Source organism: Ornithinimicrobium sp. CNJ-824, assembly GCF_001942405.1.
Lineage (GTDB): Bacteria > Actinomycetota > Actinomycetes > Actinomycetales > Dermatophilaceae > Ornithinicoccus > Ornithinicoccus kibberensis.
In genome coordinates this window covers 105662-120042 of the sequence record NZ_MKKA01000044.1, presented here as the reverse complement: position 1 = coordinate 120042, position 14381 = coordinate 105662, and the positions used below count along the sequence as shown (strand labels likewise).

Below are 14381 nucleotides of genomic sequence, written 5' to 3'. Positions count from 1 at the left end.
TGCCGAGGCAGACTGTCCCCATGCCTACCGAGATGGGAATCTGGCGGATCGACCAAGACCAGCCGCACCGGCTCCAGCCCAGCGCGATGCCTCTCGAGTCCCAGCTGGAAGACTTCTTGGCCAGAGATCCCTCCCTCTTGGGCGACCGGCTGCTGGTCGTCGGTCGCCAGGTCCGCACGCCGTACAACACCTATATCGACCTGCTCGCCATCGACGCCGAGGGGACGCTGCACGTTCTCGAGCTCAAGCGGGACAAGACCCCACGCGAGGTCATCGCCCAGGTGCTGGACTACGGCTCCTGGGTCTCCACCCTTGAGCGAGACGACGTCATCGACCTCGCCTCCCACCACCTGGGGCAGGCCTTCGAGCCGGTCTTCGCCGAAACCTTCGATGCCCCTGTGCCCGACGAATTCAGCAACGACATCCAGCTCACGGTCGTCGCCTCTTCGCTCGACCCAAGCTCGGAGCGGATCGTCACCTATCTGCGTGACTTCGGCGTGCCCATCAACGCCGTCTTCTTTTCGTTCCTGCAGGACGACGGGCGGCAGTACCTGGCTCGATCCTGGTTCGCCACGGACGAGTCTTCCGAGGGCGCACCCAGCGCAACGCGGCGCGGCAAGATCGCCCGCTGGAACGGGCAGGACTGGTACGTCAACTTCGGCGAAGGCGACAGCCGGTCGTGGGAGGACGGCCTCGAGTACGGCTTTATCTCCGCAGGCGGCGGAGAGTGGTACTCGCGCACCCTGCGCAACCTGCCCGTCGGCGCGCGGGTTAACGTCTACCTGCCGCAGAAGGGGTATGTGGCGGTCGGGACGACTCTTCGGCCGGCGACGCGCAGCGACGTCGCGGAAGTGCTCCACCAGGGCCAGTGGCAGCGGTTGCTCGACCTTCCCCTCGAGGCCGACTACCGACGAGGGTTGCCTGAGGACGAGACAGATCGGGCGGAGTACATCGTCCCGGTCGAGTGGGACGTCGCCGTGCCGGCGGACCAGGCCTACCGCGAGGCAGGCATGTTCGCCTCCCAGCACAGCGCCTGCAAGCTTCGACAGGACTTCACCCTGAGGAAGCTCGCCGAGCACTTCGACCTCGACCGGACGAGCTGACGCCGCAGTCCGACCGCGTGGCAGGAGACACGACCCTTCTGTGTACGGTGTCATCAGGACACTGAAGGAGGGCCGGTGCCGGTAGACGTGACGTGGACGTCCTACGGCCGATCGGCGCTGGACGCCCTCACCCAGGTGGTGGCCCACCTCAAGCAGGACGACCCTCTCCGTCCCGTCACCCTCGTCGTCCCGAGCAACATCGCCGGCATCGTCGCCCGCCGCCACCTCGCCCGCGGCTTCCACCCCGACCGACCGGCCATCGCAGGCCTGTGGATCACCACCCTCCCCCGGCTGGCCGAGCAGCTCGCCGCACCACAGCTCACCGGCACGGGCCGCAGACCGGCCACCCGCGCGTTCGTGGGCGCCACGGTCCGGGGTGTGCTGCTGGACAACCCGGGCGTCTTCGGCGAGGTAGCCGACCACCCGTCGACGGCGCGGGCCCTCGCCCGCGCCCACCACGACCTGCGCGACGTGGACGACTCCGCATGCGACCTGGTCTCCGGGACCAGCAGCCTGTGCGCCGAGGTCGTGCGCGTCCACCGCGCAGCGCGAGAGCGGATCGCCGACGGCCACTACGACGAGACCGACCTGCTCCACACGGCGGCGGCGACCCTCACGGCCGATCGTGCTGCCGAGCTCGGCAGCATCGTGATCTACCTGCCCCAGGACCTCACCCACGCGGAGACCGCCCTGGCCGCGACGCTCGCGGGGCTCACCGACACCCACGTCGTCGCCGGGCACACCGGCGACCCTCGCGCCGACGCAGCCGTGACCGAGTCGGTCGCAGCCATCGCGCCCGACGACCCGCCCCCGCCGCTCCGCACCCCGCCCACGGTGCAGCGGGTCATGCACGCGTCCGACTCCGACGATGAGGTGCGCTGTGTGGTCCGGGACGTCGTGCAGACCCTGCGGACCACTCCCGCGCACCGCGTCGCGGTCCTGTATGCCGCTCGCGACCCCTACGGGCGCCTGCTCCACGAGCACCTTGCCGCCGCCGGCATCGAGGTCAACGGCCCCGGGGTGCGCCCCGTCGCCGAGCGGGCGGTCGCCCGGCTCGTCCTGGGCCTGCTGGAGACCGCGCGCACCGGCTACCGGCGCGCCGACGTGCTCCGGGCCGTCGGCGAGCTCCCGGTCACCATCTTCGAGGACTCCGACCGCGCGACCACGACGCTCCCCCTCCCCCTGTGGGAGCGCATCACCCGGGAGGCCGGCGTCGTCTCCGGGGACGACTGGCACGAGCGCCTGGACTTCCACCGTCGCTCCCTCGAGCAGCAGCTCGAGGACGAGGACCTCTACGACAGCACCCGCGACCGGCTCACCCGGCACCGCGACGCCACCGCGTCCATGCAGCACTTCATGGCCACCCTGCGCGAACGCCTCGCCGACCTGGACCGAACCCCCACCTGGACCGGGGCCGCCGAGGTGCTGCACGGCATACTCGAGGACCTCCTGCCGCCCTCCACCCACCGGCACCTACCGCCCGCCGAGCAGCACGCCCTCGTGACGGTGCGCAGCGCACTCGGACAGCTGCGCGCGCTCGACAGCACGCCGACCAGCCCCTCCCTCGCCGGCGTGGAGGAGATCCTGGGCCTCGAGCTGGACGGCGCGCTCCCCCGCGTCGGCACCTTCGGCCAGGGCGTCCTCGTCGCCCCGGTCGAGCAGGCGGTCGGGCTCGACCTCGACGCCCTCTACGTCGTCGGCCTGACCGAGGACCTGTGCCCCGGCACGCTGCGCGAGGACTCCCTCCTGCCCGAGCGCGCCCGGGAGGCCACCGGCTGGGCCCTCCGCAGCAGCCGACGCCGCGCCGACAGGACGCACCGGAGCCTGCTCGCCGCCTTCGACTCCGCGCCGCACGTGACCGCCAGCTTCCCCCGCGGGACCTGCGCCGGCACTCCCACCGGCTCCCCTCGCGCTGGCTGCTCCCCTCGCTGCGCGCGCTCAGCGGCGACCCCGACCTCCCCGCCACCGAGTGGGAGCGCGGGGCCAGCAGCGCCCGCGACACCATCGACGGCTCCCCCTCTTTCGCCGGCAGCCTGCGCACGACCCCGCACCCGGCCACCGAGCAGGAGTGGCGGGTCCGGGCGCACCTGGCAGGCGTCGCCCCGCACGACCCGGTCGTGACCGCGACCCAGGAGCTGGTCCGTGCTCGTCGCGGGGAGACGTTCAGCCGCTTCGACGGCAACCTCGCGGGCGTCGCCGGGCTCCCCGACCACGGGGCGGGCACGTCCGCCGTCTCCCCCACCGCCCTGGAGAGCTACGCGACCTGCCCGCACGCCTACTTCCTGCAGCGGCTGCTGCGGGTCGAGCCGGTGGAGGCCCCCGAGGAGATCATCACCATCAGCGCCGCCGACCTCGGCTCCCTCGTCCACGAGGCCATGGACGGCCTGGTCGCCGAGGCCGCGGCGCAGGGGCAGCTGCCCGGTCACGGGCAGCCGTGGACCCCGGCCCAGCGGGCACGGCTGCTCGAGCTCGGGGAGGAGCTCGGCGAACGCTACGAGGCGGAGGGGCGCACCGGGCATCCCCGCCTGTGGGCCCGGCAGCGCCAGTGGCTCCGCACCGTCCTCGACCGGATGCTGACCGAGGACGACGCCTGGCGCGCGGAGCACGGCGCGGCGGTGGTCACCAGCGAGCTGAGGTTCGGCATGCGCGGCGTGGAGCCCGTGCACGTCACGCTGCCGGACGGTCGGGAGGTCCTGCTGCGCGGGTCCGCCGACAAGGTGGACCGGCGCCGCGACGGCAGCCTGCTCGTGACGGACATCAAGACCGGCCGCAAGAACTCGTTCAAGGACATCAGCGAGGACGACCCGGTGCTCGGGGGCAGCAAGCTGCAGCTCCCCGCCTACGCGCTGGCCGCCCGGACGGCGCACGGGGACGGGCAGACCCCGGTCGAGGCGCTCTACTGGTTCGCCGGCAAGGACACCGGCCGGGTCCAGCTGCCGCTCACCGAGGCGGTCATGCACCGGTATGCCGAGACGCTCGCCCTGCTCGTCGACGGCATCGCCCGGGGCGCCTTCCCCCAACGGCACCGAAGACGGCCGACTTCAGCTTCACGCAGTGCTCGGCGTGCAACCCGGACGGCCTCGGGCACGCCGACATCCGCGAGCGGTGGGAGCTGCTCCGCACCACGCCCGAGCTGCAGGACTACACCGGCTGGTGGAGCCCGACGCCCTGGCCGCGCCGGCCGAGGGCGAGGAGGAGGACGAGGTATGACGCAGCTCACCGACGAGGCCGCCCGCCGGCGCATCCGGGAGCGGACCGACGAGACCCTCTTCGTCGAGGCGGGCGCCGGGTCGGGCAAGACGCGCTCCCTCGTGGAGCGGGTGTCCACGCTCGTGCTGCGCGACGGCATACCGATCGAGGCGGTGGCAGCGGTGACCTTCACCGAACGCGCCGCGGCCGAGCTGCGCGACCGGCTGCGTGCCTCGTTCGAGCAGGTCGCACGCGCGGGCGACGGCGAGCAGCGCCCCCGGGCCGAGGCGGCGCTCGAGGGGCTCGACCTGGCCGCGATCGGCACCCTGCACTCCTTCGCGCAGCGGATCCTCTCCGAGCACCCGATCGAGGCCGGTGTGCCGCCGCTGGTCCAGGTGCTCGACGAGGTCGGCTCGTCCGTCGCGTTCGAGGCCCGCTGGGCGGAGCTGCGGGGGCTGCTGCTGGACGACGAGGAGCTCGCGCCGACGCTCGAGCTGGCCCTGACGGCCGGCGTGAAGGTCGACCAGGTGCGCGCGATCGTGGCCAAGGTCAACGCCGACTGGGACCTCGTGGAGTCGCGCGTCGTCGGGTCGCCAGCACCGGAGCCTGCGACCCTGCCCGACGTCGACCACCTCGTGGAGCGGGCGGTGGAGCTCGCCGCCAACGCCGACACCTGTGCCGACCCCGAGGATCTGTTCGTCGGGCGCCTCACCAAGCTGGCCGAGTGGGTCGAGGCGCATCGCGCGGGAGGGACAGACCCCGCATCGACCGTCGAATCGCTGCAGGCGGTGGAGGCGCTGCGGTGGCACCACGGGCGGGGCAAGAACTGGTCAGACCTGGGACAGCTCAGATCCGACTGCAGGACCTGGCAGGGCGAGGTCGCCCAGGTGCTGGCCGTGCTCAAGGACCGCTGCCTGCGGGTCATCGTGCGCTGGTGCGGCGAGCGGGTGCTCGAGGCCGCCCACGCGCGCCGGCGGGAGGGTCGGCTGGAGTTCCACGACCTGCTGGTGCTCGCGCGCGACCTGCTCGCCCGCGATCCAGAGGTGCGGCAGACACTCCAGCAGCGCTACCGGCGGCTGCTGCTCGACGAGTTCCAGGACACCGACCCGATCCAGGTCGAGATCGCGGTCCGCATCGCCGGCGGCGCGGCGGCCGACCAGCCCGACTGGCGCGACGTGGAGGTGCCGCCCGGCTCCATCTTCGTCGTGGGCGACCCCAAGCAGTCGATCTACCGCTTCCGCCGGGCCGACATCCGCATGTACCTCCAGGCGCGCGACACGCTGGGCGACCAGGTGTCGCTCACCACCAACTTCCGCAGCGGCGCGCCGGTGCTGGAGTGGGTCAACGCCGTCTTCGCCCAGCTGATCACCGAGCAGCCGGACAGGCAGCCGACCTACGAGGCGCTGGCACCGCACCGGTCGTCCCCAACCGTGGGGCCGGCGGTCGCCGTGCTCGGCTCGGAGGAGCACGCGGACAAGCCGTCCGCCGACGAGGTGCGCCGACGGGAGGCGACCGACGTCGCGGCCGCGATCCGCCGCGCCCTCGACGAGGGGTGGACCACCGAGGCGGAGACGGACGAGCGGGACGAGCACGGCCGGCGCCGTCGCGTCTGGCGTCCGCTGCGCGAGGACGACATCGCGATCCTCGTGCCCGCCCGGACGTCGGTGCCGTTTCTGGAGGAGGCGCTGGACGCGGCGGGCGTCGACTACCGCACCGAGTCGAGCTCCATCGTCTACCAGGCCCAGGAGGTGCGCGACCTCTTCGCCGCGCTGCGGAGCATCGCCGACACCTCCGACGGCTTCTCCCTCGTCACGGCGCTGCGCTCCAGCCTCTTCGGCTGCGGCGACGACGACCTGTACACCTTCAAGCGGGTCGGTGGCACGTTCCACCTGCTGGCGCCGGTGCCCGAGCACCTGAGCGACCACCCCGTGGGGCGGGCGACGGCATACCTGCGGGGCCTGCACGACGAGGCGCGCTGGCTGACCCCGAGCGAGGTGCTCAGCCGGCTCGTGGTCGACCGCCGCATGCAGGAGGTGGCGGCGGACGGACCTCGCGCGCGGGACACCTGGCGGCGGCTGCGGTATGTCGTGGACCAGGCCCGGGCTTGGTCGGAGACCGAGCACGGCGGGCTGCGCGCCTACCTGTCGTGGGCGCAGGCGCAGGCGTCGGAGACCTCCCGGGCCGGCGAGGCGGTGCTGCCGGAGTCGGACGTCGACTCGGTGCGGATCATGACCGTGCACGCGGCCAAGGGCCTGCAGTTCCCCATGGTCGTGGTCTCGGGCCTGTCGTCGAAGCCGAACAACCGCCGCGGTGTCCAGCTGCTGTGGACCGACGACGGCTTCGCGATCTCGCTGGGCAAGGACATGACCACCGGCGACTTCGCCGACGCCCAGCCGGTGGACGAGCAGATGAGCGACCTGGAGAAGCGGCGCCTGCTCTACGTCGCGACGACACGGGCGAAGGACCACCTGGTGGTGTCGATGCACCGGTCCGCGAACGGCCGCAGTGGGAAGGACACCCTGGCGCACCTGCTCGCCGGTGCAGGGGCGGACAGCGCGGCGGGCGCCGAGTCCGTGCAGCCGACCGTGGCTCCCGCGACCGGCGCGACGACCCGTCCCCGTGAGGCCGTCCCTCCGCCGCCGGAGTGGTCCCGGTGGCGCAGCCAGCTCGACGAGGCCGTGGCCTCCTCGCGCCGCCGCAGCGCCCAGAGCGCCTCCGGCCTGGAGGGGACGGACCCCGAGGTCGAGCTGAGCGGCGCCGTCGTCGGGGCCCGACCGGCGCGCGATGTCGAGGGAACACCGGACGTGTCGCACGAGGAGGCCGACCAGGTGACCCGGTCGAAGGCCAAGGGTGCACGGGACGTCGACGCCCGGCCTGGGTCAAGGGCCGCTACGGCTCGGCGATCGGTCGAGCGGTGCACGGTGTCATGCAGAGCGTCGACCTGGCCACGGGTGACGGTCTGGAGGACGCGGTGGCCGCGCAGTGCTGGGCCGAGGGCGTCACCGACCACGCCGACGTCGTCAGGGACCTGGCTCGGTCGCTGCTGCAGTCCGACGTCGTCCGAAGGGCAGCGGCGCGCGAGCACTGGCGGGAGTCCTACGTCGCCACGGCGCAGGAGGACGGCACGGTGCTGGAGGGGTTCGTCGACCTCCTCTACCGCGAGGACGACGGACGGCTCGTGGTGGTCGACTACAAGACAGACGACGTGCCCGGAGAGGCGTGGCCCGCCCGGGCAGCGTTCTACGCGCCGCAACTGCGGACGTATGCCGAGATCGTCCGCAGCGCTATGGGGAGCAGTGACGTGGAGGCGTCGCTCGCTACCTCAAGCGGCGCTCACGTCGTGACGTTGGATCGTTGAATATGCAACCCCTAAGAATTCAGGCGGAACTACCTTTCGCTTGATCTAGCCTAGAGGAAACCGGGCTATTACCTTCGCGGTTAAGGCCTTGGTTCGCTTCTCGATGTCGCCCGTCGTCCAAGAGTCCCTGTCGGCTAGCTCAGCATTGAGGGAGAGCCCATTTCGATACCCGATGAACCGATCCTTGGAATCCTTTCTGTCCCGCTTCTCCAGGAAGGATTTGTTGCCGAGGTTACTGTTGTAGGCGGTAATGGTGAGATTGCCGAGTCTGTGGCGGTGCTCCTCCTGGACTTGTGCAGCAACCTCCTTGCCGCCCAGCATCTCCTGCCAGGCGGGCGGCAGGTTCTCCCCCTGGGGGAGGATGTGCTCGATCGTCCAGACGAAGTGGTTTTTCTCCTGCAGCCAGAGGTCGGTCGTCGTCTCCTTCGTCATCCCATCCTCGGCCAGCGTGGCAAGGATGAACCTCGCGACGTCGGTGTTCTCCTCGTAGATCCTCCCCTCCAGGCGTGCCCGGAACTCTTCATCGGTGGCCGAGACCGCCCGTAGTCGATCGCCCACTACGGACACCACAGCGTCGCCGCGGGCGTCGCCTACTGCCTCGATGGTGGTCATGAACAGCTTCGCCAGGGCGTAGGTCGGCGGATACCCCGTCAAGTTGCGACGAACGAAGAAGTTAGTCAGCAGATGCACGACGGTCTCGATGTGGCCGTCTGTGAGTTCTAACCCCGACCGCTTCGACATGAGCCACATGAGAAGTACGTACGACGGTGCTCCTTGAGCCCGCAATAGTCGCTGAAACGCGCGATCGAGCGACGTCGGCTGGTCCCTTTCGACCACACAGTTGATGCGACCATAAATCTTGCTCGCCGTCACCAACGAGTCAACCACCTGCGTGAGGTCCTCCTCCAACAGGGTCTCGTAGATTCGGATCAGACGGGACTTCGTTGCTACCGGCGCGTTCGCCACCTCTGGCATTTCCGATTTGAAGGCATTGTAGTAGTGCCGGAGGAAGCGTTCTTGGGTGGAGTAGTTGTCTCCGAGGCTCGTCAACATCTCGTTCCAGTGCTTGAATGCCTCGTCGACGTCCATGACTTGCTTTTTCTCTGACTCTGCCAGCAAGTGGTTCTTGATGAGATCTACGGGCGACAGGGGCATTCCGCGGTTGTTCAATGATTCAAACAACACGAAAGCGTCCGCGTGACTTGCGACCTCGATCTTGACGATGACCGCCTGCAACGCCGCCTCGTGAACCCGGAGAGCCGCCTCTTGAGGAGCGACTTCTTCCGTCTCCGACAACTTAATAATCGCCGACCGGAAGTAGCGGTAACACTTGGCGATCCTCCGGCTCGGGTAGTACGGTTTCCACTCCCCGTCAATCGGTAGACCCGCCTCTTCCAGCACCCTGCGGTAGTCGGGGAGGTTGTGCCCCTGCTTCTGCGGCGTGACCCTGGGCTGCCCGTCAGCCTTCCTCACGATCAGCCGCCCGAGGTTCGTCACGTCTGTTCGGGTGTCGTCGTCGAGCTCCGCCTGGTGCTCCTTGAGCACGGAGTACACCGCCGCCAGCAGAAGAGTCAAGGTGGTGAGCCGCTGCTGACCGTCGATCACGTGGAGGATGTTGCCTTCCAGCGTGTCCGTGGTCTGGTCGAGCGTGATGATCGTCCCCAGGAAATGAGCCCCGTCCGCCTCTATGAGGTCCTCGAACAGATCCTCCCACTGCGCCTTGTACCACGAATACTCTCGCTGATATGGCGGGATCCGATACAAGACGTTTGCCTCGTGACTGAAGAGTGCGTGGACCGGGTACTGGTTGGCTGACTTGATCACTGGTCGCCCCTCGACTCGTCAATAATTGCTGGCGGCGCCAGCGCGGACGATCGCCCCAGTCTCCTCTGAGGGGCAACGTCCGCACTGCCGGCCCCGGCCGAGCGTATCGTGCTCAAGGTGCGCGAGGCGGTCTGGCGCGCGTCTATCCGCGTTCGTTCTTGGGCGGACCAGCCCGTGTATATAGCAGACATCCCCTTCTATCGCCGGCTCCGAGGCTCTTCGACTTCAAGCGCGCGGGGGCCCTGGAGAGGCCCGCTCCGGTAAAGGACGAGAGTCATGGCAGCAGCCAGAATGGCGTCGGAAACGTGCAGACCGAACGAGGCCCACAGCCAGGTCGCCTTGAGGCAGTACGCGCCGTCCTCGCGCCCAGGACTGGGTAAAACGATCTGGGCTCAGGCCCGTCAGGGTCCTTAACGTTTGGGAGAAGTCGAAGTTCTCCGATCATCGCGAACTCAGACCCTGGCCCTCCCTCACTCAGGGGGCGGCGTGCCGCCCGTCCCCGACGCTCAGTTACGTAGAGCCCGTTTTCGACCCCATGCTCATTCATCCAACGCCTTCACGAGAGCGTCCTGGGCGTCGCTGTAGAAAATGAATGACACCTTCGTGGCGACCTCGTCGCTGACGTCGAGGAGCTGGCGGCGCGCGGACACCGGCAGCAGCAGCGCCGTAGCGCCCTTTTCCATGGCGTGCTCCGCGAGCTGCGCAGCGTTGAGAACCGTCTCGACGCCGCCACCCAGCGAGAGATTACCGACGGCGATCAGGCCACCGCGTGCCGACCGTTGAAGCATTGCGGAGGCGAGGGCCAGCAGAATCGGAAGCCCGAGGCCGGCGCCGGTCTTGGCCGCGTCGAGCGCGCGGATCTGGGCGGTGAGGTTGTGCTCACGGGGATCACGGTCACCCACTAGCTGTCGCGCCTGGGCGATGAGGTTCTGTTCGGCGACCTTGAAGCTCTCGCGCAGCGTTGCGGGTGCTGCCTGGTTGAGCAGCCCGCGTGCACCTGAGCCGGGCGTGTCCGCTGCCTCGATCCGATAAAGCCCGGGACCCACGTCGTCGCTGCTCTCGGAGATTGCCCACACCTGGCCGGGAGGCAGCGGATCGAGGCTGATCGAGTCGGGGCTTGCTAGTTCGGGAGTCGAGACGAACTGTTCGACTCCCTCCCCCAGGCGGTAGCCGAACTGGGTGTTGCGAAACTCCGCCGCGCCGATGCGGCGCTGCTGCTCCTTGACGCGACGCCGGCATTCCAAGGCGATCTGAACGGCCCATTCGAGGTCCTCGTCGGAGATCGCGCCTTCGGCGTCGGGATACAGGAGCTTCAGCAGGCCGTCTACCGTCTTATTGACGGCTGAGAGGTCTCGTCCTGAGAGGGCGTCGGAGTAGTTGACCCGCCCCTGGATCGACGCGAGGCGCGATTGGTCACGAAGGCGCGAGCAGCACTCAGACAGGAAGTCGCTGACAAGCCCGAAGTGGTGAGTGAAGTAGGTCGGGTTGAGTTTCGGGACGTCCCAGCCGGGCAGGTAAGCGTGAATGCGATCCATGAACGCCGTGTCATCGCGCATCTCCGGCGGCAAGGGCGACAGCAAATGCCCAATGCGCTGCTGGTGAGCGACGTCCACGTCAAAGTTGCCAACAAGGACGATCGAGCCGTCGGCGCGTATGGACTCGCGCCCCCGGGAGAACTCGCCCGACTCCATGTAACCTTTCATGATGTTGACGCCATCCTTCTGATCGAAGGAGACACCGGACACCTCGTCGAAGCACACAACGTCGTATTGCGCGACGAGGCCGCGCTGGCCCGTCGCATTGTTGACGAACATCCGCGCCACCGTGGCCTTACCGCCCGAGATCAGATGCGCATACGGTGATACCTGTTGGAATAGGTGCGACTTTCCGGTGCCGCGCGGACCCAGTTCGACCATGTTGAAGTTCCGCTGCACGAAGGGAACCATGCGCAGCAGCAGCACGTCCTGTTCGCGCTCGCTGAGCTGCGCGGGTTCAAAGCCCACCGACCGAAGCAGAAGATGTTTCCACTGCTCGGTCGTGAATCGTGAGCGACCTTCGGCGAGCCGCGAGAGCGAATCGCGGGTCGACAGTTGGATGGGCCGCAGCGACCCGATAGCGAAGGGCTTGCCGTTGTTCTCGTCGGCGATCGCGGCGTCGTAATACAGGTCGACCTCAGCGTAGAAGCCGCCGGTGAGCATGCGCTCGTTGTCGCGGACGACGGCGTCGTCGATGCGGACGTCCCGGAGCCTAAGACTGGGCAGCTCGGCGACGTAAGCGTTCGACTTCGCGTCGAGACGGGCCTTGACGAGGTCGATGAGCTTGACGGTCATGCGCTCACGAGCACGCGACTTGAACAACTCCTCCTCGCCTGCCCGCACGGTGCGGTCGGCGAGGAGCCGCCTCACAACCTGGAGCCCCTCCTCGATCTCTTCAGGGTCCGTCGTAGCACAATAGCGGCCGATGAGGAACTCGCCGACGTACGTCGGAACGGGATATGCGCCCTTGAACTGCAGGGCGAGGTCCTTGCGGACGACGTATCCCTCGAACGCCGAAGCCGCGGTCTCGTCGATCTCATCGAGCGTGATTGCCTCGGTCATGCGGTACCTCCCACCGTCGTTTGCGTCTGGGCGAGAACCCCGCCGTTCTCATCCAGCAACACGACCCAGGCGGTCGCCCCAGCAGGGGCCTGTTCTTCATCAACGAGCACCTTGACCTCACCGGGTTCGGCGGGTGGCCTTGGGCCGCCCACGACGCTCGACGCGTCGGCAGGTCGGAGCCGAATCTCAGCGACGATTTCGGCCTCGGTGGGCCCGTAGTCGACGCGGCATCGCTGCCCGGTCCACCGGACGCCCTCGATCTGCACCGGAGCCACGAGGGAGTCACCAGGCGTGACCGTGACGACGGGGACTAGACACTCTTGCAGACTCAGTCCGCCGTGCTCGTACAGACGGCCTGCCTCGAATGCCGCGCTTCCCGGGGCGCTCACCATTTCGACCGACGAATCCCAGGTCCACGGCAGAATGGGGAAATCCGGCCGCGCCGCGGCCGCCTTCAAGCGCGCGACACGAGGCTTGCGGGCCGCGTCACCCTCGGTGACCTGCAACGGCAGGGTCACCTTCTGCGCTGCTAGGCCGGGCAGGAGGAACCCATGGTCGGTAACTATGACGACCTTCCGCCAACCTGCATCGATAAGCCCACGTACGCGTTCGGCGACGAGGTCGAGCTGCTGGTCGACGAGGTCGGCGAGAGCATGCCCGTGGGAGTGGCCGAGTGAGTCGATCGAGTTGGTTTGCGTCCACGCCCTGCCGGTCGGGTCTCCGATGTCTGCGGCGTCCCATTCCAGGAACTGGACGTTCGCACTTGCGAGCGCCGAGCGCAGGACTGAGCCCGTGAGGGAGCGGCCTTGATCGTCTGCGGCGTCGAAGGCTGCGCCGCCACCCGCGGTGATCGCGATGGGAGCGACCGCCGGCTGCCCGGTCGGGGTGACGCTGGGGAATGCGGCCAGCCGCGTATCAACGGTGGCGACGAGCGGCGACAATCGCCGAGCCACGCGTGTGGCTAGGTCGAAGCGCAGCGCATCGACGTAGACGACGGCGGTACCCGCTTCGACGGCCAGGCCCGTTTCTCCGGCGTATCCAGCTACCGCGGCCTTCTGGAACGACCGCGCTGACTCGTCCACCCAGGAGTCGTAGAGCGTCCCGAGCGCCGCTGCGACCGCGGTCCGGTCTTGTGCAGTCTTCGCCGACGCGATGGCCCGCAATGCAAGATCGTCGATCAGGTGCCCTTCATCGCCATACCACCTGACCTGCGCCTTGAGGTCTGACGCGGACGACGCGGTCGCAACGCGATCGGCCAGTTCGGCAAGGTGTCCGACGGCGCGTGCGAGCGGAGCCTGCCCAAGCGCGGCCCATACGTTCTCTTCCCGCATCGCATGTGCGGCAGCGAGTTCCACGATCCGGCCGCGCGGGTCTTGATACGTCGCAAGGGCGCCGAGGGCAGCCCGCAACGATTCTTCCTGATCCCGGTTCCACGAGGGCCAGGAGTCGGGGTGGGGGTCGGTGTCTCCGAAGAGCGGCACGACCGAGGGACGGGCCTGGTCGAGGAGGCCAGGGATGTTCGGATAACGCGCGGGGTTCTCGGCGAACCGCTGCCAGACTGCGTTCCACTCTCCGGCGCGGCTTCCGAGCTTGCTTGCCGCGGTGAGCGCGCCGTCCTTCTCCGGGCTGAACCCGTAGGTGTCCTGGCAGGAAGCGATAAGTGCCTTCCACCGCACGCCGGTCAGCGAGACGCGCGTGACTTCGGGATCGTCCATCCAGTCGAGGAGGGTACGGACGTGGTCGTTGAGGACGAGATGCCGCAGTCGAGAGGAGTCGAGCCTCCCCTTGCGCTTCAAGTCATCGACGTCTTCCAGAAGAAGCTTGTCGAGCACCTCCCCAAGGGCGGCCTTGGTTGCGGCGTCACTGGCGAGGTCGAGCCCGGCACCCTGCTTGGATGCCAGGAACGAGTGCGGCGTCCACGGAGTCTGCCCGAGGGCGGAGGGCCACCAGTTGGAGCGAATTGTGATGTCTGCGAGCGGTGCGAGCGAGTCGTCGAGCGTGGAGGCCTCGGCGACGGAACCTCGGTTGATGCCGGGCAGGTAGATGACCCACGGGTTGCGCTCATCGCGCTCGGCGAGATGAGGTGGCAATTCTGCTACATCTGGCGCAGCGAGCACAGCTCGAAGCCAGAGGGCCGGGCCTTGGGCGATTGCGGGGTCGTACTCACCGAGAACGAGGATGGGAACTGCCTCCTGGAGGCTGCGAATCACGGGTGCCCAGGCGTAACCGGGGTCGGACCAGAGCACGGCGGCGGGCGCGAGTTCGCGCCCGCGTTGAAGGCGGCGGCGTCACGGAGTGCTTTGGCGACGA

Annotated in this window: 5 protein-coding genes and 2 pseudogenes; 4 read left to right on the top strand and 3 right to left on the bottom strand. The window is 68.7% G+C overall.

Annotated elements, in window-relative coordinates; genetic code table 11:
- The first annotated feature begins 20 nt into the window (after window positions 1-20).
- From BJF81_RS12375 to BJF81_RS19820, 4 genes and pseudogenes are all read left to right on the top strand, one after another.
- Entirely contained in the window at window positions 21-1103 is a 1083-nt protein-coding gene (locus tag BJF81_RS12375) for an endonuclease NucS domain-containing protein (protein ID WP_075958594.1), read from the top strand.
- 75 nt (window positions 1104-1178) lie between these two features.
- Entirely contained in the window at window positions 1179-3224 is a 2046-nt protein-coding gene (locus BJF81_RS18685) for a PD-(D/E)XK nuclease family protein (protein ID WP_143780833.1), read from the top strand.
- Window positions 3221-6769 (top strand): annotated as a pseudogene (locus BJF81_RS12360) (UvrD-helicase domain-containing protein); the annotation flags it as partial. The gene BJF81_RS18685 and the pseudogene BJF81_RS12360, both read left to right, overlap by 4 nt.
- Before the next feature lie 449 nt (window positions 6770-7218).
- The gene (locus BJF81_RS19820; RefSeq protein WP_237770232.1) at window positions 7219-7650 is read left to right on the top strand and encodes a PD-(D/E)XK nuclease family protein; all 432 of its coding nucleotides are present in this window, start codon (window positions 7219-7221) and stop codon (window positions 7648-7650) included.
- A gap of 45 nt (window positions 7651-7695) precedes the next feature.
- Here the strand turns inward: BJF81_RS19820 and BJF81_RS12355 are convergent, their stop codons facing one another.
- From BJF81_RS12355 to pglZ, 3 genes and pseudogenes are all read right to left on the bottom strand, one after another.
- Complete coding sequence (locus BJF81_RS12355) at window positions 7696-9474, bottom strand: DUF262 domain-containing protein (protein ID WP_075958592.1); 1779 nt, start codon at window positions 9472-9474, stop codon at window positions 7696-7698.
- A 539-nt stretch (window positions 9475-10013) separates the two neighbouring features.
- The gene (brxL, locus tag BJF81_RS12350; protein WP_202817486.1) at window positions 10014-12071 is read right to left on the bottom strand and encodes a protease Lon-related BREX system protein BrxL; all 2058 of its coding nucleotides are present in this window, start codon (window positions 12069-12071) and stop codon (window positions 10014-10016) included.
- Window positions 12068-14335: pseudogene (pglZ, locus tag BJF81_RS12345) on the bottom strand (BREX-1 system phosphatase PglZ type B); the annotation flags it as partial. The pseudogene pglZ and the gene brxL, both read right to left, overlap by 4 nt.
- Window positions 14336-14381: the final 46 nt, after the last annotated feature.

Bases quoted from the DNA above. Each gene is read 5' to 3' on its own strand.
- BJF81_RS12375 (WP_075958594.1), top strand. From the start codon at position 21: ATGCCTACCGAGATGGGAATCTGGCGGATCGACCAAGACCAGCCGCAC.
- BJF81_RS19820 (WP_237770232.1), top strand. From the start codon at position 7,219: ATGCAGAGCGTCGACCTGGCCACGGGTGACGGTCTGGAGGACGCGGTG.
- brxL (WP_202817486.1), bottom strand. From the start codon at position 12,071: ATGACCGAGGCAATCACGCTCGATGAGATCGACGAGACCGCGGCTTCG.